Source organism: Pseudomonas sp. USHLN015 (assembly GCF_037153275.1).
Classification (GTDB): Bacteria; Pseudomonadota; Gammaproteobacteria; order Pseudomonadales; family Pseudomonadaceae; genus Metapseudomonas; species Metapseudomonas tohonis.
This window is the reverse complement of record NZ_JBBCKP010000001.1, coordinates 394854-412922: the sequence shown is the minus strand read 5'-3', so window position 1 is coordinate 412922 and position 18069 is coordinate 394854. Positions and strand designations below refer to the sequence as shown.

The window sequence follows — 18069 nt, the reverse complement described above, 5'->3', positions numbered from 1 at the left end:
GCCTCTTTCTATATGTATTCGTATTGGGGGGCCGGAAAATCGTGATTTCCGTCGCACGAAGGGAGTCTGTCGCAATGGCTGATCTGCGCGGGTTGCACGAACTCGACCCGGCCCGTTTCGAGAGCAGGTCGATACTCCGCAAACTGACCACGGCCAGCCGCGCGCTGGCTGAGCTCAAGGGCGTGGCGTCGTCCATTCCCCATCAGGGCATTCTGATCAACACGTTGGGCATGCAGGAGGCCAAGGACAGCTCGGCCATCGAGAACATCGTTACCACCCATGACGATTTGTTCCGTGACGATGCATTCCCCGATTCCTCCAACAGCCCCGCTGCCAAGGAAGTCCTGCGCTACCGCCAGGCGCTCCACGTCGGATTCGCCTCCGTGCGCGAAACCGGCTTGTTGACGACCAATCAGATCATCGACATCCAGGCCGAGCTTGAGCGCAACAACGCAGGTTTGCGTCGGCTTCCGGGAACCACGCTTAAGGATGGCCTGGGGCGGGTGGTCTATACGCCTCCTCAGGATGCCGAACGTGTTGTCGAGCTGATGCGTGACCTGGAGCGTTTCATCAACGACGACGAGCTTTTCGATGCCGACCCGCTGGTGAAGATGGCGCTGATCCACCACCAGTTCGAGAGCATCCACCCGTTCTACGACGGCAATGGCCGGGCGGGCCGTATCGTCAACGTCCTGTATCTGCTCAAGTGCGGAATGCTGGATATCCCGGTGCTCTACCTGAGCCGCCATATCGTGCGTCACAAGGCCGAGTACTACCGCTTGCTGCAAGCCGTGCGCGACGATGGGCAATGGGAAGACTGGGTGCTGTTCATGCTGGCGGCGGTCGAGGAAACCGCGCGCCGGGCCATCGGCACGATCGAGGCAATCAAGGCTGCGCTGCTCGACTACAAGCACCGTATACGGGCGCAGCACAGGTTCTACAGCCAGGACCTGATCAACAACCTGTTTACCCATCCCTACACCAAGATCGAGTTTGTCATGCGCGATCTGGGCGTATCCCGCCTGACCGCCACGCGCTACCTGCAGGAACTCACCGACAGTGGGTTCCTTGAGAAACGCCGGATCGGTCGCTCCAACTACTACAGCAACCTGGCGCTGAACGCGGTGCTCACCGGCGACGACCTGAGGGACGACGCATGAGCCTCGACCTGCTCAACGATCCCTTCACCGGGCGCAGCCTGATCGAGGCCAGCGCCGGCACCGGCAAGACCTGGACCCTGACCGCGCTCTACGCGCGGCTGCTGCTGGAGCGCCGGCTGGGCGTGGGGCAGATCCTGGTGGTCACCTACACCACCGCCGCCACGGCCGAGCTGCGCGAGCGCATCCGCGCGCGGCTGGCGGCGCTGCTCGCCGTCTATGAAGGCGCGGAGGCGCCCGACCCGGTGCTCGCCGGGCTGCATGCGCAGTACCCGGGCGAGGACGCCCATCGGCGCCTGCTGCTGGCGGTGCACGGCTTCGACGAGGCGGCCATCTTCACCATCCACGGCTTCTGCCAGCGGGCGCTGCAGGACGCGGCGTTCGAGGCCGGTGGCGATTTCGACAGCGAGTTGACGGCGGACGACCGCGAGGTGCTCGACGGCCTGCTCGCCGACCTGTGGCGCGCCGAGCTGGCGGCGGCGGAGCCCGCCTGGGCGCGTTTCCTCGCGCAGAAGCGCATCACCCCGCAGTCGCTGCGCCAGCGCCTGCGCTCGCACCTGGGCAAGCCCTACCTGCGCATCGAACCGCGCGACGGCGAGCTGGGTGACCTGGGCGCGGCCAGCGAGGCCTGGACCCACGCCCGGGACATCTGGCTGCGTGATGCACAGGCCTGCCTGGCGGACCTGGCCGCCTTCGACGGGCTCAACAGGCGCAGCTACGACGCCGCCAGGTTCGCCCTCTGGCAGGGTGAGCTGGACGCCTATTTCGCCGACCCGGCGGCGCTGTTCGCCGCGCCCACGGGCCTGGAGAAGCTGGGCCGCGAAGCCCTGTCCAAGGCGTGCAAGAAGGGCTTCGAGCTGCCCGGACACGCGCTCAATGCCGCGCTGCAGGATCTGTTGGATGCGCTGGAGGAGGCCAAACCCGCTGGCGAGGCGCGACTCATCGACCTGCAGGTGCGCCTGCTCGACACCCTCAACCGCGAGCTGCCGGCGCGCAAGGCTGCGCAGCGCATGCTGGCCTTCGACGACCTGCTCAACCGCCTCGACCAGTCGCTGCAGGGCCCCGCCGGCGAGGCACTGGCCGCCGCCCTGCGAGAACGCTACCCGGTGGCGCTGATCGACGAATTCCAGGACACCGACCCGGTGCAGTACGCCATCTTCCGGCGCATCTACCCGGGTGGGGACGAGGGCGGCGACCTGTGCTTCGTCGGTGACCCCAAGCAGGCGATCTACGCCTTCCGTGGCGCCGACCTGGCCACCTACCTCAAGGCCCGCGACGAAGCCGCGCGGCAGTACAGCCTGAACACCAACCACCGCTCGGTGCCGGCGCTGATCGCCGCGCTCAACCGCGTCTTCGACCGGCCCCTGCCCTTCGCCGAGCCGGGCCTGGCCTACCCGCCCGTGGGCGCCAGCGACAAGGCCCGCGCGCAACTGGTGCTGCCCGAGGCGGGGGCGCCGCTGGAGCTGGTGTGGCTGGGCGACGAGCCCCTGGGCAAGGGCGAGGCCGGCAACGCCGTGGCCATCGACACCGCGCGGCGCATCGCCGCCCTGCTGGCCGCCAGCGGCCGAGGCGAGGCCTATTTCGACGAGGCCGGCGTGCGCACGCCCCTGCGCGGCGGTGACATCGCCGTCCTGGTGGCCAGCCACCGCCAGGCGGGCGACGTGGCCGAGCAACTGGCCGCGCGTGGCGTGCCCAGCGTGCGTCGCGGGCGTGACAGCGTCTGGCACAGCGCCGAGGCCGAGGAACTGGCCGCGGTGCTCGCCGCCTATGCCGAGCCCGGCCGCGAGGGCGTGCTGCGCTATGCCCTGGCCACCCGCCTGCTGGGCCGCGACGCCCAGGCCCTGGCGCGCTGCCAGGACGACGAGCACGCCTGGGACCAGGAGCGCGAAGACGCCGAGCGCTACCACCAGTTCTGGCAGCAGCAAGGCTTCATGCGGGCTTTCCGCGCCTGGCTCGACGAGCAGCGCGTCGCCGAGCGGCTGATCGCCCTGCCCGACGGCGAGCGCCGCCTGACCAACCTCCTGCACCTGGCCGAGCTGCTGCAGGCCGAGAGCCTCCAGCGCCCGGGCCTGGAGCCGCTGCTGGCCTGGTTCAACGCCCAGCGCGCGGCCGAGAGCCATGGCGACGATGCCCTGCTGCGCCTGGAAAGCGATGCCGAGCGGGTGCAGATCGTCACCGTGCACACCAGCAAGGGCCTGGAATACCCGCTGGTGTTCTGCCCCTATCTCTGGGACGGCGCGCTGTTGCGCCGCGACGAAGACATCACCTGCCACGCCGAGGACGGCACCCCGTTGCTGGACCTGGGCGGCGCCGACTACGACGACAACCGCGAGCGTGCCCGGCGCGAGCGCTTCGCCGAACGCCTGCGCCTGGCCTACGTGGCCCTGACCCGCGCCCGTGACCGCCTCTGGCTGCACTGGGGCCCGGTGGCCCTGCCCAGGGCGAAGAAGGATGGCGAGCTGCCCGAGGACGGCCTGCACAGCAGCGCCCTCGCCTGGCTGCTGCACGGCCGTGAATTGCCCGGCGAGGCGTTGCTCGGCGAACTGGCCGGCCACCTCGCCGCGCTGGATGGCGCCGGCCTGCGCCATGAGCTGCAGAGCCTGGCCGATGCCAGCGGCGGCGACATCGCCCTGGTGCCCTGCCGCGACGCCGAGGCCAGCGCCCAGGGCGAAACCCGCGCCGCGCCGCCGGCCGCCCTGGCGCACCTGCAGCGCGGCCTGCACAGCGCCTGGCGGGTCGGCAGCTTCTCCGGCCTGGCCGCCGGCATGCACATGGAGGCGCCGGACCGCGACGCCTTCTTCGTCCCGCCGGCCACCGACCCGGGCGCCGGCTTCTACGGCTTCCCCCGTGGCGCCCGTGCCGGCACCTGCCTGCACGCGATCCTGGAGGACTGGGTGCGCGGCGAGGGCGAGCTGGAGGACCTGGTGCCGCTGCACCTGCTGGGCCACGGCCTGCCGGAGGACTGGGCGGCGATCGCCATCGAGCAGCTGCGCAAGGTGCTGGATGCCGACCTGGACGGCCGGGGGCTCGCCCTGTCGCGCCTGGAGCCGAGCCGGCGCCTGCCGGAGCTGGGCTTCACCTTCCCGGTGGCGCAGCTGGACATCCAGGGCCTGCGCACGGTGCTGGCCGACCCCGCCCACGGTCTGCCCGAGCCCATGCGCGCGGCCGCCGAGCGTCTGGAGTTCGACACCCTCAACGGCTTCATGAAGGGCTTCATCGACCTGACCTTCGAGCACCAGGGGCGCTGGTACATCGCCGACTACAAGTCCAACTGGCTGGGCCCGGACGCCAGCTACTACGGCGGTGAGCGCCTGGAGCAGGCCATCGCGGCCGAGCACTACCACCTGCAGTACCTGATCTACCTGGTGGCGCTGCGGCGCTTCCTGCGCCTGCGCCTGGACGGCTTCGCCAGCGAGCAGCTGGGCGGCGCCTACTACCTGTTCCTGCGCGGCATGCCGGATGCCGGCGTGTACTTCCACCGCCCCGGCGATGCGTTGCTCGATGCCCTGGATCGCCTGTTCGAGGAGGGCCGCCCGTGAAGCTCGCCGAATGGCCGCTGGGCCCGCTGGAGCGTTTCTTCGCCGATAGCCTGCTGCGCCTCGACCCTGACGCCGGCGAGGCGGTCACCGCTGCCGCCGCGCTGTGCTGCCAGGCCCTGGCCAACGGCGATGTCTGCCTGCCCCTGGCGCGCCTGGCCGGGCAGCGGGTGTTCGACGAAGGCGCCGCCGGGCTCGACCTGCCGGCCCTGCACGACTGGCTCGCCGCGCTGCGCGCCTCGCCGCTGGTGGCCAGCCCCGGTGGCTACGCGCCGCTGACCCTGGATGGCGAGCGCCTCTACATCAGTCGCTACCACGCCTACGAGACGCGCCTGGCCGCCAGCCTGCTGGCCATGGCCGGCGCCCGCCCGCCGGTGGACGAGGCGCGGCTGGCCGAATCCCTGGCCCGGCTGTTCGCTCGCAACACCCAGCAGCCCGACTGGCAGCGCCTGGCCGCCGCCCAGGCGGTGCGGCGCAACCTGGCGGTGATCTCCGGCGGCCCCGGCACCGGCAAGACCACCACAGTGGTGCGCCTGCTCGCCGCGCTGCTCGAACAGCCCGGCGGCGAGCGCCTGGCCATCGGCCTCGCCGCACCCACCGGCAAGGCCGCCGCGCGCATGGCCGAGGCCATCCGCAACGCCAAGGCCGAGCTGCCGGTGGACGATGCCATCAAGGCCCTGCTGCCCGAGGAGGCGCGCACCCTGCACCGCCTGCTGGGCAGCCGTGGCGACAGCCCGCAGGTGCGCCACCACGCCGACAACCCCTTGCCGCTGGACGTGCTGGTGGTGGACGAGGCCTCGATGGTGGACCTGGCGCTGATGGCCAAGCTGCTCGACGCCCTGCCGCCGGGCGCCCGCCTGGTGCTGCTGGGCGACAAGGACCAGCTCTCGGCGGTGGAAGCCGGCGCGGTGTTCGCCGAGCTCTGCGAGGGGCGTGGCCTGGACGCCGCCGCCAGTGCCGACCTGGAGCGCATCACCGGCCAGCGCGTGCCCGTGGAGCAGCCGCGCTCGCGCCTGGGCGACGCCGTGGTGCTGCTGACCCACAGCCACCGCTTCGCCGGCGACAGCGGCATCGGCGAGCTGGCGCGGCGCATCAATGCGGGTGACGCGCGGGGCACCCTTGAACTGCTGCGCGAGGCGCGCCCCGATCTCGGCTGGAACCCCGGCCCGCTGCAAGGCCCGCTGCTGGAGCGCCTGGACGCCGGCTACGCGCCCTTCATCGTCGCCGCGCGCACGGGTGGTGCGCAGGCCGCCTTCGCCGCCTTCGCCGACTTCCGCGCCCTCACCGCCCAGCGCGAGGGGCCCTGGGGCGTCAACGGCATCAACGAGGCGCTGGAGGCGCGGATCAAGCGGCGCCTGGGCATCGCCAGCCGCGAGCGCTGGTATCCGGGGCGCGCGGTGATGGTGCGGCAGAACGACTACGCCCTGGGACTGTTCAACGGCGATATCGGTATCTGCCTGCCCACGGCCCACGGCCTGCGGGTGTTCTTCGAGGGCGAGGCCGGCCATCGTCCCTTCGCCCCGGCACGGTTGCCCAGCCACGACAGCGCCTTCGCCATGACGGTGCACAAGAGCCAGGGGTCGGAGTTCCGCGAGGTGCTGCTGGCGCTGCCGGAGCAGCCGAGCCCGTTGCTCAGCCGCTCGCTGTTCTACACCGGCATCACCCGCGCCAAGCAGCGCGTGGAGGTCTGGGGCCTGCCGCAGCGCCTGGCCGAGGCGGTGAGCACCCGCGCCGAGCGCGCCGCCGGGTTGGCCGCGCGCCTGGCCGAGGCCCAGCCGGTGGTGGCCGAACCGGCCCCCGTCCCGCCCCCGCCCGCGCCACCTGCGGGCGGGCAGATGGACCTGTTCTAGCGGGCTGCTCTCACAGGGTGACGAAGCGCTGCAGGCCACCGGCGAAGCTGGCCTGGATGTAGTCGTACACCGCCGCCGCGCGCTTGTAGCCGCCATGGTTGGAGACCACCTTCTTGCAGTTGGCGACGAACACCGTACGGGTGGCCACCTCGATATAGGTCTTGTCCTCGGGGCCGTAGAGGCCCAGGGCCAGGTCGCGCTCGGAGGAGGCGTAGGCGAAGCGCAGCACCTCGTCCCGCGAGGAGTGGAAGATGTAGACCCGCTCGCAGGAGGGGATGGCGTCGGCGAACTCCTCGTCGCTCTCGAAGCATTCGTTGTCCACCGCCGGCGCGGTGCAGAAGTAGTTGCGCACGATGCGCCCGGGCGAGCCCTTGAGAGCCTTGAGCGTGACCCGCGCGCCGAGGCTGTGGGACATCACGTCCACGGCGCCGGCATCCCCGGCGAGGTTGTCCAGCAGGAAGCGGAACATCCGCGCCACGGCATTGGCGCGCTTCTTCGCCTGCCACCAGTCGAGCTTCTGGTCGCCGCCGGGCCAGGAATAGCCGAGCACCATGTCGTAGGCGTCGGCGAGGTGGACCATGGCCTGCTGCTCGATCACCTGGTAGGAGTCGAACACCTCGTACTGCTCGTTGTTGTAGCCGTGCACCAGCAGGAGCAGGCGCTTGCCCTTGACCAGGTGCAGCAGGTCCTTGAAGTCCAGCACGGCGGTGACGGTGTCGTTGGCCAGGTCCACCTCGCGAATCAGGTGGCCGGTCTCGGAGAGCTGGTCGGGATTGGAGAAGTCCTTGCGCGAACTGATGATGATCATGAGTGACTCCGCGTTCCTTGCGGCGAGGGGCCGGTCGCGGCCCGGCGATGAGCCGTCATGACCGGAACCCGTGGCACACCGCAGCGTTGATGGGGGGTTCAGCACGGGCGGCCGACGGCATCGCACGCCAGCGCCGGGGCCGGGGCCAGGCGCAAGCGAAACGGCGGGTGCAGGTGAACTCTAGATCAGGGAGGGGCGGTCAGGGGGCGAGTGCGTGGGCAGGAACGAGAACGGGGCCCGTGGGCCCCGTCTTTGCTGCCGGATGGCGGGTCAGTCGATGCTGACCACCTTGGCGAGGACGATCTTCGGGCCTTTCATCTTCTTGACGATGATGCGCAGGCCTTCGGTCTCCAGCACTTCCTCTTCCTCGGGGACGCGGTTGAGGGTTTCGTAGATCAGGCCTGCGAGGGTGTCCGCCTCGACGTGGTCGAGGTCGATGCCCAGCAGGCGCTCGACCTTGAACAGCGGGGTGTCGCCGCGCACCAGCAGCTTGCCGGGCTGGTAGGCGAGGATGCCGCGCTCGGTCTTGCGGTGTTCGTCCTGGATGTCGCCGACCAGCACTTCGAGCACGTCTTCCATGGTCAGGAAGCCGACCACCTTGCCGTCGGCCTCCTCGACCAGGGCGAAGTGCGCGCCGCCCTGGCGGAACTGTTCCAGGAGGCGCGACAGCGGCATGTGCTTGGTCACGCGCTCCACGGGACGGGTCAGTTCGGCCAGGTCGAAGGACTCGGGCAGGCTGTCCAGCGCGGAGAGGGCCAGGAGCAGGTCCTTGATGTGCAGCACGCCGATGAACTCGCCGGTCTGGGCGTTGTGCACCGGGTAGCGGCTGTACTTGTGGCGGCGGATCACGCTGAGGATGTCGGCCAGCGGCGCGTCGTGCTCCAGGTAGATCAGGTCCTCGCGGGAGTTGGCCCAGTCGACCACTTCCAGCTCGCCCATCTCGACGGCGGAGGCCAGCACGCGCATGTCCTGGTCGCTGGGGTCGCGGGCGCGGCTGGAGTGGAGGATCAGCTTCAGCTCGTCGCGGCTGTAGTGGTGCTCGTGGTGCGGGCCGGGCTCGCCTTGCCCGGCGATGCGCAGGATGGCGTTGGCGCTGGCGTTGAGCAGCCAGATGGCCGGGTACATCAGCCAGTAGAAGAGGTACAGCGGCACCGCCGTCCACAGCGACAGCAGCTCGGGCTTGCGGATGGCCCAGGACTTGGGCGCCAGCTCGCCGACCACGATGTGCAGGTAGGAAATGATGAAGAAGGCGGTGAAGAAGGAGATGCCGTGGGCCAGTTTCTCCGACTCGATGCCGACGGCGCCGAGCAGCGGGCCGAGCAGGTGGGCGAAGGCCGGCTCGCCGACCCAGCCGAGGCCGAGCGAGGCGAGGGTGATGCCCAGCTGGCAGGCCGAGAGGTAGGCGTCCAGTTGGTTGTGCACGGTGCGCAGGATGCTGCCGCGCCAGCCGTGCTTGTCGGCGATGGCTTCGACACGGGTGGCTCGCAGCTTGACCATGGCGAACTCGGCGGCCACGAAGAAACCGTTGAGCACGACGAGGAACAGGGCGAACAGAACGAGGCCGAAGTCGGCGAAATAGGAAGTCAGTGAACTAGCGGGGGACGGGTCCATTGGGGGCTTTGGTCAGCGAATGATCGGCTAAGGGTGAGGGCTGGGACGGCAGTTTGCAAGACGCCGGGCCCTGTCCGGGCCCGGTGCCGCCTGGCGCGCGTTCAGGCGCGCGGCGCGACCTGGCTGGGCGGGAAGTGGCAGGTGAAGGTGCTGCCGTGGTTGAGCACGGAGCTGATGTCCAGGCGGCCACGGTGGCGGATCAGCACGTGCTTGACGATGGCCAGGCCCAGGCCGGTGCCGCCGGTGTTGCTGGCGCGGCTGGAGTCGACCCGGTAGAAGCGCTCGGTCAGGCGTGGCAGGTGCTTGCTCTCGATGCCGATGCCGGAGTCCTGCACGGCCAGGTGCGCGCCCTGCTCGTCGCTCCACCAGCGGATGCGCACGTCGCCACCGTCGGGGGTGTACTTGACCGCGTTGAACACCAGGTTGGAGAAGGCGCTGCGCAGCTCGGCCTCGCTGCCGCGCAGCCTGCAGGCGGCGTCGGCTTCCAGGGTGATCCTGTGCTGGCGGCTGCCGGACAGGGCGATGGCGTCGTGGCGGATGCTCTGCAGCAGGGCGTCGACCACCACCGGCTGGTTGTCCGAGGGGTAGTCGGTGGCTTCGAGCTTGGCCAGCAGCAGCAGGTCGTTGAGCAGGTTCTGCATGCGCCCGGCCTGCGAGTTCATCTGTTGCAGGGCGCGGGCCCAGCGCGGGTTCACGTCCTCGACGTTGTCCAGCAGGGTCTCCAGGTAGCCGGCGATCACGGTCAGCGGGGTGCGCAGTTCGTGGGAGACGTTGGCGACGAAGTCTTTGCGCATCTGTTCCAGCTGGTGGATGCGGGTGACGTCGCGCACCAGCATCAGGTGCTCGCGGTTGCCGTACTGGGTGATGTGGAACTGCAGGCGCAGGCGGTCGTTGACCGGCGAGGGCAGGTCGAGGGACTCGCGGTAGTTTTCCTGCTCGAAGTATTCCTTGAAGCGCGGGTGGCGGATCAGGTTGGTCACCGGCTGGCCGCTGTCCTGCGGGGTCTTGAGGCCCAGCAGGTTCTCGGCGGCGCGGTTCCACCAGTCGAGGTTGCCCTCGCTGTCGAGCATCACCACGGCGTCCTTGAGGGCGGCGGTGGACTCCTGCACGCGGTCGATCACCGCCTGCAGGCGCCCGCGCACGCGCTGGTCGCGGCGCTGCAGGTGGTAGATGCTGTCGAACACTTCGCCCCACAGGCCGTAGCCGTCCGGCGGCGGCTCGTCGGGTTTGTGTTCCTTGAGCCACTTGTGCAGGCGCAGCAGTTGGCTGAGGGTCCAGCCGAGGTAGGCACCGAGGCCGACGGCCAGCGCCCAGCCGTACTCGCCGGTGATGAATCCGCCGAGCAGGCAGGCGACGAGGAGGAGGAGCAAACGGCGGATTACGGCGCGACGCCAGTCCTGGTTCAACGGTCGCTTCCTTGTTCGGTGGGATCAGCCCTTGGTGGAAAAACGATAACCGGTGCCGCGCACGGTCTGCACCAGGTTTTCGTAGGCATCGCCCAGGGCCTTGCGCAGGCGGCGGATGTGCACGTCCACGGTGCGCTCCTCGACGTACACGTTGCCGCCCCAGACCTGGTCCAGCAGCTGGCCACGGGTGTAGGCACGCTCCTGGTGGGTCATGAAGAACTGCAGCAAGCGGTACTCGGTCGGGCCCATCTCGGCGGGCTTGCCGTCGATGGTGACGCGGTGGCTGATGGGGTCCAGCAGCAGGCCGCCGATCTCGATCGGCGCTTCGCTGTCGGTGGGACCGGCGCGGCGCAGCACGGCCTTGAGGCGGGCCACCAGCTCGCGGGGCGAGAAGGGCTTGGTGATGTAGTCGTCGGCGCCGACCTCCAGACCCTGGATCTTGTTGTCCTCCTCACCCTTGGCGGTGAGCATGATGATCGGGATGTCGCCGGTCAGCTCGTCGCGCTTCAGGCGGCGGGCCAACTCGATGCCGGAGGTGCCGGGGAGCATCCAGTCGAGAAGGATCAGGTCGGGTTTGCGGTCGACGATGATGGCGTGTGCCTGCTGGGTGTTCTCGGCCTCCAGGCACTCGTAGCCGGCCATTTCCAGGGCCACCGCGATCATTTCGCGGATGGGCGCTTCGTCGTCGACTATCAGGATGTTCTTGCCAACCATGTATCCGCCTCGGGTCGCTTGTTCAGCTGGTTTGCGCGCATTAGATAACGGAATTATTGCAGCTATATGACACCGGGATGTTGCCGCCGGCTCCGCCGCGCGTCGACGGGCGGCGCGCTGGCCTCGACTATGCTCAGCGGGCTGCCGGCGCAATGCCGCAGCCGGACCGGCGCGGCCCATTCCAGGGTGCCGGCTGCCTGCCTGCCGTACCCCTTGCAATGGGGCCGGTGGTTGCCGGGCCGAGGTGATCCCACCCGAGGAGAAACATGATGAGCAGAACCTATCCACAGATCCTGGCCGTCCTGGCCGGCGCCCTGCTGTCCTGGCCGTTGCTGGCTGCGGAGCCGGCGATGGAGAAGGACGGCTTGCTGGTCGACCAGCAGGGCATGACCCTCTACACCTTCGACAAGGACGCCATGGGCATGTCCCACTGCAGCGGCGAATGCGCGAAAAACTGGCCACCGCTGATGGCCGAGGCCGGCGCCAAGGCCGAGGGCAAGTGGAGCCTGGTCAAGCGTGACGACGGCTCCAGCCAATGGGCCTACGACGGCAAGCCGCTCTACACCTTCGTCATGGACAAGAAGGCTGGCGACAGGACCGGCGACGGCAAGATGCAGGTCTGGCACGTGGCCAAGCCCTGAGCCCTGGTTCGCCTTGAAGTCCGCGCTGCGCGGGTTCAGCGCAGCGCGTAGTCGGCCACCAGGCCGATGAAGATCGCCATCCCCGCCCAATGGTTGTGCAGGAAGGCCTTGAAGCAGGCCTGCGGATCTCGCGTGCGTGTGCTCCAGGATTCCCAGGCGAAGCAGGCGGCGGCGCCGAGCAGGCCGAGGTGGAAGTACAAGCCCAGCTCGAAGCGGCTGCCGGCCAGCAACAGGCACAGGAGCGCCAGGCCCTGCAGGGTGGCGATGATGATGCGGTCGGCATCGCCGAAGAGGATGGCGGTGGATTTGACGCCGATCTTCAGGTCGTCCTCGCGGTCGGTCATGGCGTAGTAGGTGTCGTAGGCCACCGTCCACAGCAGGTTGGCGATGTACAGCAACCAGGCTGCCGCCGGCAGCTCGCCGGTCTCGGCGGTGAAGGCCATGGGCATGCCCCAGGAGAAGGCCGCACCGAGCACCACCTGGGGGTAGAAGGTGTACCGCTTCATGAAGGGGTAGCAGGCGGCCAGGGCCAGGCCGCCGAATGACAGCCAGATGGTGGTGGCGTTGGTCAGCAGCACCAGGCCGAAGCTGAGCGCCACCAGCACGGCGAAGAACACCAGCGCCTCGCGCGGCCTGATCGCGCCGCTGGCCAGGGGGCGGGCCTTGGTGCGGGAGACGTGGCCATCGAAATGGCGGTCGGCGTAGTCATTGATCACGCAGCCGGCTGCGCGCATCAGCACCACGCCGAGGACGAACACCAGGACGTTCTTCAGGCTCGGGCGGCCCTCGCCGGCGACCCACAGCGCCCAGAGCGTCGGCCAGAGCAGCAGGTAGATGCCGATGGGCTTGTCCATGCGCGTCAGCTGGACGAAGTCCCAGGCGCGGGGGTGCAGGCGGTTGAGCGATTGCAGGAGCTTGAGGTACATCGGCGGTCTCCGCTGGGCGTGGGCGGATTATACGGGCTCGATGCCGGCGTGCTGCCACAGTGTGGGCAGGAATATCTCGGCCACCAGCACCGCCAGATCACCCCGGCGGAAACAGGAGCGGCGCCCCCACAGGCGCTCTGCGCGTACCTCTGCCGGCAGCCAGGCGGCGGGATAGCGGGTGACTTCGATGGGGCCGCGGGCGAAGGCGCGGTCGCTGAACAGCAACTCGCCGAGAGAGCGGCTGCCCAGCTCGCCCAGGGCGAGGCCGGAGCCCTCCAGCGCACTGCGCGCCGCCACGCTGCGGGCGAATACCCAGGCTTCGCCGTGGCCGCGCAGGTAGACCTCGCGGACCCAGCCCTGGCTGCCGTCCGGCACGCCGAGGGCGGTGCATTCGTCGGTGCGCAGCACCTGCCAGCCCTCCACCAGCGGGGTGACGCTGAAGGCGTCGGCCGAGAGGGCGGTGAGGCGACGGGTCAGCGAGCCCTGGTCGAACAGCCAGTCACGCAGCCCTGCCGGGGGCGCGGGGTGCAGTTGCGTGGCGCTGAGCCAGCGGGGCGGATGGGCGAGGGCGGCGTCTGGCACGATGGTCCTGGCGGTCTGGGCGGCGCGGGAGTCTAACACGGTGCCAGGGGCGTTTCGTGGGGTGGCGCTTTGCCGCAGGCGCTCTTCATCCCGTCGCCCGGCGTCTTGGCGCTGTGGCGCGTTTGGTATAGGTTGCGCGCCAAACCGTGAGTTCCGCCGAGGACGATAATGAAAAAGTGGCAATGCGTGGTCTGTGGTCTGATCTATGACGAATCCCAGGGCTGGCCGGACGACGGCATCGCGCCGGGCACCCGCTGGGAAGACGTGCCGGCCGACTGGCTGTGCCCCGATTGCGGCGTCGGCAAGCTGGACTTCGAGATGATCGAGATCGGCTGATCCACCCCGGGCCCCCGTGCAAGGCGGCGGGCCCGTATCCCCTTTCGCTTCAGCCCCTGGCCAGTGCCGCGAAGTGTTCGCAGGCCTGGTCGTAGAAGCGCTCCAGGCGCTCGATCACCGGCTCGGTCAGGGCCACCTGGCGCACCCGCCTGTCATCTTCCGAACCGGTTTCCTCCAGCAGGCCCTGGTCGATCAGTTGCTGCACGTATTTCACCGCGGTGCGCCGGCTGATGCTGGGCATGCAGGCGTAGAGGTCGGTCTTGCGCAGCAACTGGTCACGGCGCAGCCACATGTGGGTGAACAGGTCGCTGTAGCAGAGGTCCCCCAGGCCGAGGTCGGCGAACAGGGCGATCCAGCTTTCGTCCATGTCGATGATCGCCTGGGCGACGGCGCGGCGATTGCTCTGGCTGTGGCGGCGGGTCATGGATCGAGGCTTCCTCGGGTGTGGTGTTTATGGTGCAGATTTGCATGTTCTTGCACGGTCTTCGTGCAGGGGGGCGAAGAGGCGCGAGCCGGCCGCTCGCCCATTAATGTGCAAATTTGCATTCAAAACAACGGCTTTGTCCGCTTGCCACCTGGCTGGCACGGCCGTTGCTCCCGCCTCTCCATCGGCCCATCCCGGGCGTGGAGAATGCGATGCAGTTTAAGTTATTCAAGACCCTGTGGGGGTTCCACGGAGCGCCCGATGAGGCGGCCCGGCTGGCGCTGGAGGCCGGCTTCGACGGTCTCGAAGCCGCGGTACCGGAAGCGCCCGAGGCCCGTGATGCGTTGGGCCAGGCGTTGAGCGAGCACGGCGTGCCCTTCATCGCCGAGGTCTGCACCGGCGGCAGCTATGTTCCCGATCGCCATGCGACCCCTGCCGAGCACCTGGCGGACCTGCGGCGCAAGGTGCGGGCCGCCCAGCCGCTGAGGCCGTTGCTGTGTAACGTGATCGCCGGTTGCGATGCCTGGCCGCTGGCGGTGCAGCGCGATTTCTTCGCCGCCGCCCTCGAACTGGAGGTGGACCTGGGCGTGCCCTTGAGCTTCGAAACCCATCGCGGGCGCTCGATGTTCAATCCCTGGGTCACCGAGACGCTGCTGCGGCAACTGCCGGACCTGCGCCTGACGGCGGACATCAGCCACTGGGTGGTGGTCGCCGAGCGCCTGCTGGACGATGACTGGGACCTGCTGCTGGCGGTGGCCGAACAGGTCCGGCACGTGCACGGGCGGGTGGGTTATCCACAGGGGCCGCAGGTGCCGCACCCGGCCGCGCCGGAGTACGCCGACTGCCTGGCGTTCCACCAGCGCTTCTGGGAGGCGGTATGGCGTGCCCAGCGGCGACGTGGTGCAAGCCTGAGCAGCATGACCCCGGAGTTCGGTCCCGATCGCTACCTGCACACCCTGCCCTTCACCGACCAGCCGGTGGCGGACCTGTGGCAGGTGAACCGCTGGATGGGCTACACCGAGCGCGAGCACTTTTGCCGCTGGATCGGAGGTGACGCATGAACCTGCCCCGCCTGCGTCATGACGACGGCCTGTGGCCGACCCTGCTCGCGACCCTCTATGCCTTCGCTGCCTGGGGCGGCGGCCTGGCGCTGATGGTGCTGGCCGAACCCTGGAGCTGGCCCCTGGGGGTGCTGGCGCTGGCCCACGGGATGGTCATCGGTGCCTACCTGATCCACGACTGTGCGCACCAGGCGGTGTTCCTCCAGCGCGAATGGAATGCGCGCCTGGGCGCCCTGCTCAGCGTGCTGGTAGGTGGCTGCTACGGGGACTACGACGGGCTCCGGCGCAAGCACATGCGCCATCACGTCGACCGTGCCGACGTGGTGGCTTTCGACTACCGCGCCCTGCTCCTGGCGCGGCCCGCCCTGTTGCACGCGGTGCAGGCGCTGGAGTGGCTGCATGTGCCGGCGGTGGAGCTGCTGATGCATGCCTCGGTGATCGCCAGCCCCTTCCTGGTCGAGGGCTATCGCGCTCGTCGTCGCCGCGTGCTGGGCTGCCTGGTGCTGCGCGGGGCCGCCTTCGTCGCCCTGGGCGTGCTGGCCTGGCCGGCGCTGCTGGGCTACGGCCTGGCCTACCTGTTGTTCCTCTGGGTGATGCGCCTGATGGACATGCACCAGCACACCTACGAGGTGGTGGTCGGCCTGGACCAGCCGGCCGGCGCGCGTCCCGATGCGGCCTATGAGCAGCGCAACACCTTTTCCAACCCGTTCGGCCATTCGCCGTTGCTCAACCTGCTGGTGCTCAACTTCGGCTACCACAACGCCCACCACGAGAAGCCGACCACGCCCTGGTACCGCCTGCCGGCGTTGCACCGCGAGCTGTATGGAGCGCAGGACGAGCCGGTGCTGCCGGCGCGCCGGCTGCTGGCCAATCTGCACCGGCATCGCGTGGAGCGGGTGCTGAACGTCGACCAGGGCGACCAGGTGGCGGGCCTGCCCCACCGCGAAGGCCCCGGGTTCATCGGTGTCTACGGGGTGTCGTTCCTCACCGCGATCTGAGCCCAACCTCCGTCGGGCGGGCCGCGCCAAGCCTTGGCGAGGGGTTGGCAATTGGAGTAGGGTCTCAAGGTTTTTCGCCTGGAGGAGGTGCTCATGCGCAAGTGGCAATGCGTGGTTTGCGGCTTCATCTATGACGAGGCCCTGGGCCTGCCGGACGAGGGCATCGCCCCGGGCACGCGCTGGGAAGACATCCCGCCGGACTGGGTCTGCCCCGACTGTGGCGTGGGCAAGATCGACTTCGAGATGATCGAGATCGCCTGATCCGCGACATCCCCCCGATATTCAGCGACGGCCCCTGGGCCGTCGCGTCGTTTTGCAGCTGAGGAGTGAGAGATGAGTGCACCCGTGGTGATCGTCGGGACCGGCCTGGCCGGCTACAACCTGGCCAAGGAGTTCCGCAAGCTGGACGGCGAGACGCCGCTGTTGCTGATCAGCGCCGACGATGGTCGCTCCTACTCCAAGCCGATGCTGTCCACCGGCTTCGGCAAGAACAAGGACGCCGACGGCCTGGCGATGGCCGAAGCCGGCGCCATGGCCGACCAACTGAAGGCCGAGATCCGCACCCACACCCGCATCACCGGTATCGACCCGGGCCACCGCCGCCTGTGGATAGGCGAGGAAGCGGTGGACTACCGCGACCTGGTGCTGGCCTGGGGCGCCGAGGTCATCCGCGTGCCGGTGGAGGGCGACGCCGGGGACGCGGTGTTCCCGATCAACGACCTCGAGGACTACGCGCGCTTCCGCAACGCGGCGGCGGGCAAGAAGCGCGTGCTGGTGCTCGGCGCCGGCCTGATCGGCTGCGAATTCGCCAACGACCTGACCCTGGGCGGCTACGAAGTGGAACTGGTGGCGCCCTGCGAGCAGGTGATGCCCGGCCTGCTGCACCCGGCGGCAGCCGCGGCGGTGCAGGCCGGCCTCGAAGGGCTGGGCGTACGCTTCCACCTCGGTCCGGTGCTGGCCAGCCTCAACCACGCCGGCGATGGGCTGGACGCGCACCTTTCCGACGGCACCCGCATCGCCTGCGACCTGGTGATCTCGGCGGTCGGCCTGCGACCGCGCACTGCCCTGGCAGCGGCGGCCGGGCTAGACGTCAACCGCGGGGTGATGGTGGACCGCCACCTGAAGACCTCCCACGCCAACATCTATGCCCTGGGCGATTGCGCCGAGGTGGATGGCATCAACCTGCTCTACGTGATGCCGCTGATGGCCTGCGCCCGGGCACTGGCACAGACCCTGGCGGGCAACGCCACCGCCGTCAGCTACGGACCGATGCCGGTGACGGTGAAGACACCTGCCTGCCCGCTGGTGGTCTCGCCACCGCCCCGTGGCCTGGAAGGCGCCTGGACGGTGGAAGGCGCGGGCGCCGATATCAAGGCCCTGTGCCGCGACACCAGCGGCCGCCTGCTGGGCTACGCGCTGACCGGCGCGGCGGTTCAGGAGAAGCTGGCCCTGAACCGTGAACTGCCTCCCTTGCTGGCGTGAATGGCCGGCCTTCTGTCGGAATAGTCATCGGGTTCGCGTCCAAAACTGTCGGACAACACTGGCGCGGCCCTTTGCGGCATGCCATCCTCCCTCTGGTCTGCCGCAGCGCAGAGCTGTTGCGGCGCCTTGGGCGCTGTTCTGGATGGACAGCACGGACACAAAAACAACAAACCGTCAAAGAGGCATCTATGCGTAAACCGGAACTCGCCGCCGCCATCGCCGAAAAGGCCGATCTCACCAAGGATCAGGCCAATCGTGTACTCAACGCCGTTCTCGAAGAAATCACCAGTGCGCTGAACCGCAAGGACAGCGTGACTCTCGTCGGTTTCGGCACCTTCCTGCAGCGCCACCGCGGTGCTCGCACGGGCAAGAATCCCCAGACCGGCCAACCGGTCAAGATCAAGGCCAGCAACACCGTCGCCTTCAAGCCGGGCAAGTCCCTGAAGGACGCGGTCAACTAAGGCCATGGACACCCGGGGCCGCCAGGCTCCGGGTGTGATCTGACAGCACTTCTTGCCCATCCCAAGTCTGGCTGTA

17 protein-coding genes are annotated in these 18069 nt (G+C 69.1%); 10 read left to right on the top strand and 7 right to left on the bottom strand.

What is annotated here, in order from left to right:
* The first annotated feature begins 74 nt into the window (after positions 1-74).
* The 3 genes from WFQ67_RS01945 to recD are packed head-to-tail and all read left to right on the top strand — an operon-like array spanning position 75 to position 6543.
* A complete protein-coding gene (locus WFQ67_RS01945; protein WP_337056041.1) occupies positions 75-1160 on the top strand; it encodes a Fic family protein in 1086 nt (361 codons plus the stop codon).
* On the top strand, positions 1157-4696 hold the full coding sequence (gene recB, locus WFQ67_RS01940; RefSeq protein WP_337056040.1) for an exodeoxyribonuclease V subunit beta: 3540 nt from the start codon (positions 1157-1159) through the stop codon (positions 4694-4696). Before WFQ67_RS01945 ends, recB begins: the two co-directional genes overlap by 4 nt.
* Positions 4693-6543, top strand: coding sequence for an exodeoxyribonuclease V subunit alpha (recD, locus tag WFQ67_RS01935; protein WP_337056039.1), 1851 nt, complete (start codon positions 4693-4695; stop codon positions 6541-6543). The genes recB and recD overlap by 4 nt, the downstream gene beginning before the upstream one ends.
* Positions 6544-6553: 10 nt before the next feature.
* Here the strand turns inward: recD and WFQ67_RS01930 are convergent, their stop codons facing one another.
* The 4 genes from WFQ67_RS01930 to phoB all read right to left on the bottom strand — a co-directional run bounded on the left by WFQ67_RS01930 (position 6554) and on the right by phoB (position 11082).
* Positions 6554-7351, bottom strand: coding sequence for an alpha/beta hydrolase (locus WFQ67_RS01930; RefSeq protein WP_337056038.1), 798 nt, complete (start codon positions 7349-7351; stop codon positions 6554-6556).
* Between the two features lie 270 nt (positions 7352-7621).
* Entirely contained in the window at positions 7622-8962 is a 1341-nt protein-coding gene (locus tag WFQ67_RS01925) for a hemolysin family protein (protein WP_173174856.1), read from the bottom strand.
* Between the two features lie 101 nt (positions 8963-9063).
* The gene (phoR, locus tag WFQ67_RS01920; protein WP_337056037.1) at positions 9064-10368 is read right to left on the bottom strand and encodes a phosphate regulon sensor histidine kinase PhoR; all 1305 of its coding nucleotides are present in this window, start codon (positions 10366-10368) and stop codon (positions 9064-9066) included.
* A 24-nt stretch (positions 10369-10392) separates the two neighbouring features.
* Positions 10393-11082 carry a phosphate regulon transcriptional regulator PhoB gene (phoB, locus tag WFQ67_RS01915; protein ID WP_111259356.1) on the bottom strand — a complete coding sequence of 230 codons (690 nt, stop codon included), beginning with the start codon at positions 11080-11082 and terminating at the stop codon, positions 10393-10395.
* Between the two features lie 269 nt (positions 11083-11351).
* Here phoB and WFQ67_RS01910 point away from each other — a divergent pair, with 269 nt between their 5' ends.
* On the top strand, positions 11352-11723 hold the full coding sequence (locus tag WFQ67_RS01910; protein WP_337056036.1) for a COG4315 family predicted lipoprotein: 372 nt from the start codon (positions 11352-11354) through the stop codon (positions 11721-11723).
* A gap of 35 nt (positions 11724-11758) precedes the next feature.
* On the opposite strand, the gene ubiA is transcribed toward WFQ67_RS01910, so the two are convergent.
* Both ubiA and WFQ67_RS01900 read right to left on the bottom strand, forming a co-directional pair.
* Positions 11759-12649: a 4-hydroxybenzoate octaprenyltransferase gene (ubiA, locus tag WFQ67_RS01905; RefSeq protein WP_271104445.1), complete on the bottom strand. Its 891-nt coding sequence runs from the start codon at positions 12647-12649 to the stop codon at positions 11759-11761.
* A 27-nt stretch (positions 12650-12676) separates the two neighbouring features.
* The gene (locus tag WFQ67_RS01900) at positions 12677-13231 is read right to left on the bottom strand and encodes a chorismate--pyruvate lyase family protein (protein WP_173174862.1); all 555 of its coding nucleotides are present in this window, start codon (positions 13229-13231) and stop codon (positions 12677-12679) included.
* A 168-nt stretch (positions 13232-13399) separates the two neighbouring features.
* Between WFQ67_RS01900 and WFQ67_RS01895 the strand changes: the two genes are divergently transcribed.
* The gene (locus tag WFQ67_RS01895) at positions 13400-13567 is read left to right on the top strand and encodes a rubredoxin (RefSeq protein WP_021218867.1); all 168 of its coding nucleotides are present in this window, start codon (positions 13400-13402) and stop codon (positions 13565-13567) included.
* Between the two features lie 49 nt (positions 13568-13616).
* On the opposite strand, the gene WFQ67_RS01890 is transcribed toward WFQ67_RS01895, so the two are convergent.
* Positions 13617-13991 (bottom strand): winged helix DNA-binding protein, encoded by a 375-nt coding sequence (locus WFQ67_RS01890; protein ID WP_173174866.1) that lies wholly within the window; start codon positions 13989-13991, stop codon positions 13617-13619.
* A gap of 212 nt (positions 13992-14203) precedes the next feature.
* Here WFQ67_RS01890 and WFQ67_RS01885 point away from each other — a divergent pair, with 212 nt between their 5' ends.
* The 5 genes from WFQ67_RS01885 to WFQ67_RS01865 all read left to right on the top strand — a co-directional run bounded on the left by WFQ67_RS01885 (position 14204) and on the right by WFQ67_RS01865 (position 17993).
* Positions 14204-15052, top strand: a complete 849-nt coding sequence (locus WFQ67_RS01885) for a sugar phosphate isomerase/epimerase family protein (RefSeq protein WP_213627577.1) — start codon at positions 14204-14206, stop codon at positions 15050-15052.
* Entirely contained in the window at positions 15049-16050 is a 1002-nt protein-coding gene (locus tag WFQ67_RS01880) for a fatty acid desaturase family protein (protein ID WP_337056035.1), read from the top strand. Before WFQ67_RS01885 ends, WFQ67_RS01880 begins: the two co-directional genes overlap by 4 nt.
* A gap of 93 nt (positions 16051-16143) precedes the next feature.
* Positions 16144-16311 (top strand): rubredoxin, encoded by a 168-nt coding sequence (locus tag WFQ67_RS01875; protein ID WP_111259362.1) that lies wholly within the window; start codon positions 16144-16146, stop codon positions 16309-16311.
* A 72-nt stretch (positions 16312-16383) separates the two neighbouring features.
* Entirely contained in the window at positions 16384-17532 is a 1149-nt protein-coding gene (locus WFQ67_RS01870; protein ID WP_337056034.1) for an NAD(P)/FAD-dependent oxidoreductase, read from the top strand.
* A 188-nt stretch (positions 17533-17720) separates the two neighbouring features.
* On the top strand, positions 17721-17993 hold the full coding sequence (locus tag WFQ67_RS01865; RefSeq protein ID WP_021218870.1) for an HU family DNA-binding protein: 273 nt from the start codon (positions 17721-17723) through the stop codon (positions 17991-17993).
* Positions 17994-18069: the final 76 nt, after the last annotated feature.

Bases quoted from the DNA above. Each gene is read 5' to 3' on its own strand.
- WFQ67_RS01945 (WP_337056041.1), top strand. From the start codon at position 75: ATGGCTGATCTGCGCGGGTTGCACGAACTCGACCCGGCCCGTTTCGAG.
- WFQ67_RS01925 (WP_173174856.1), bottom strand. From the start codon at position 8,962: ATGGACCCGTCCCCCGCTAGTTCACTGACTTCCTATTTCGCCGACTTC.
- recB (WP_337056040.1), top strand. From the start codon at position 1,157: ATGAGCCTCGACCTGCTCAACGATCCCTTCACCGGGCGCAGCCTGATC.
- phoB (WP_111259356.1), bottom strand. From the start codon at position 11,082: ATGGTTGGCAAGAACATCCTGATAGTCGACGACGAAGCGCCCATCCGC.
- WFQ67_RS01910 (WP_337056036.1), top strand. From the start codon at position 11,352: ATGAGCAGAACCTATCCACAGATCCTGGCCGTCCTGGCCGGCGCCCTG.
- WFQ67_RS01865 (WP_021218870.1), top strand. From the start codon at position 17,721: ATGCGTAAACCGGAACTCGCCGCCGCCATCGCCGAAAAGGCCGATCTC.
- WFQ67_RS01880 (WP_337056035.1), top strand. From the start codon at position 15,049: ATGAACCTGCCCCGCCTGCGTCATGACGACGGCCTGTGGCCGACCCTG.
- WFQ67_RS01885 (WP_213627577.1), top strand. From the start codon at position 14,204: ATGCAGTTTAAGTTATTCAAGACCCTGTGGGGGTTCCACGGAGCGCCC.
- WFQ67_RS01875 (WP_111259362.1), top strand. From the start codon at position 16,144: ATGCGCAAGTGGCAATGCGTGGTTTGCGGCTTCATCTATGACGAGGCC.
- WFQ67_RS01930 (WP_337056038.1), bottom strand. From the start codon at position 7,351: ATGATCATCATCAGTTCGCGCAAGGACTTCTCCAATCCCGACCAGCTC.
- ubiA (WP_271104445.1), bottom strand. From the start codon at position 12,649: ATGTACCTCAAGCTCCTGCAATCGCTCAACCGCCTGCACCCCCGCGCC.
- WFQ67_RS01890 (WP_173174866.1), bottom strand. From the start codon at position 13,991: ATGACCCGCCGCCACAGCCAGAGCAATCGCCGCGCCGTCGCCCAGGCG.
- WFQ67_RS01895 (WP_021218867.1), top strand. From the start codon at position 13,400: ATGAAAAAGTGGCAATGCGTGGTCTGTGGTCTGATCTATGACGAATCC.
- WFQ67_RS01870 (WP_337056034.1), top strand. From the start codon at position 16,384: ATGAGTGCACCCGTGGTGATCGTCGGGACCGGCCTGGCCGGCTACAAC.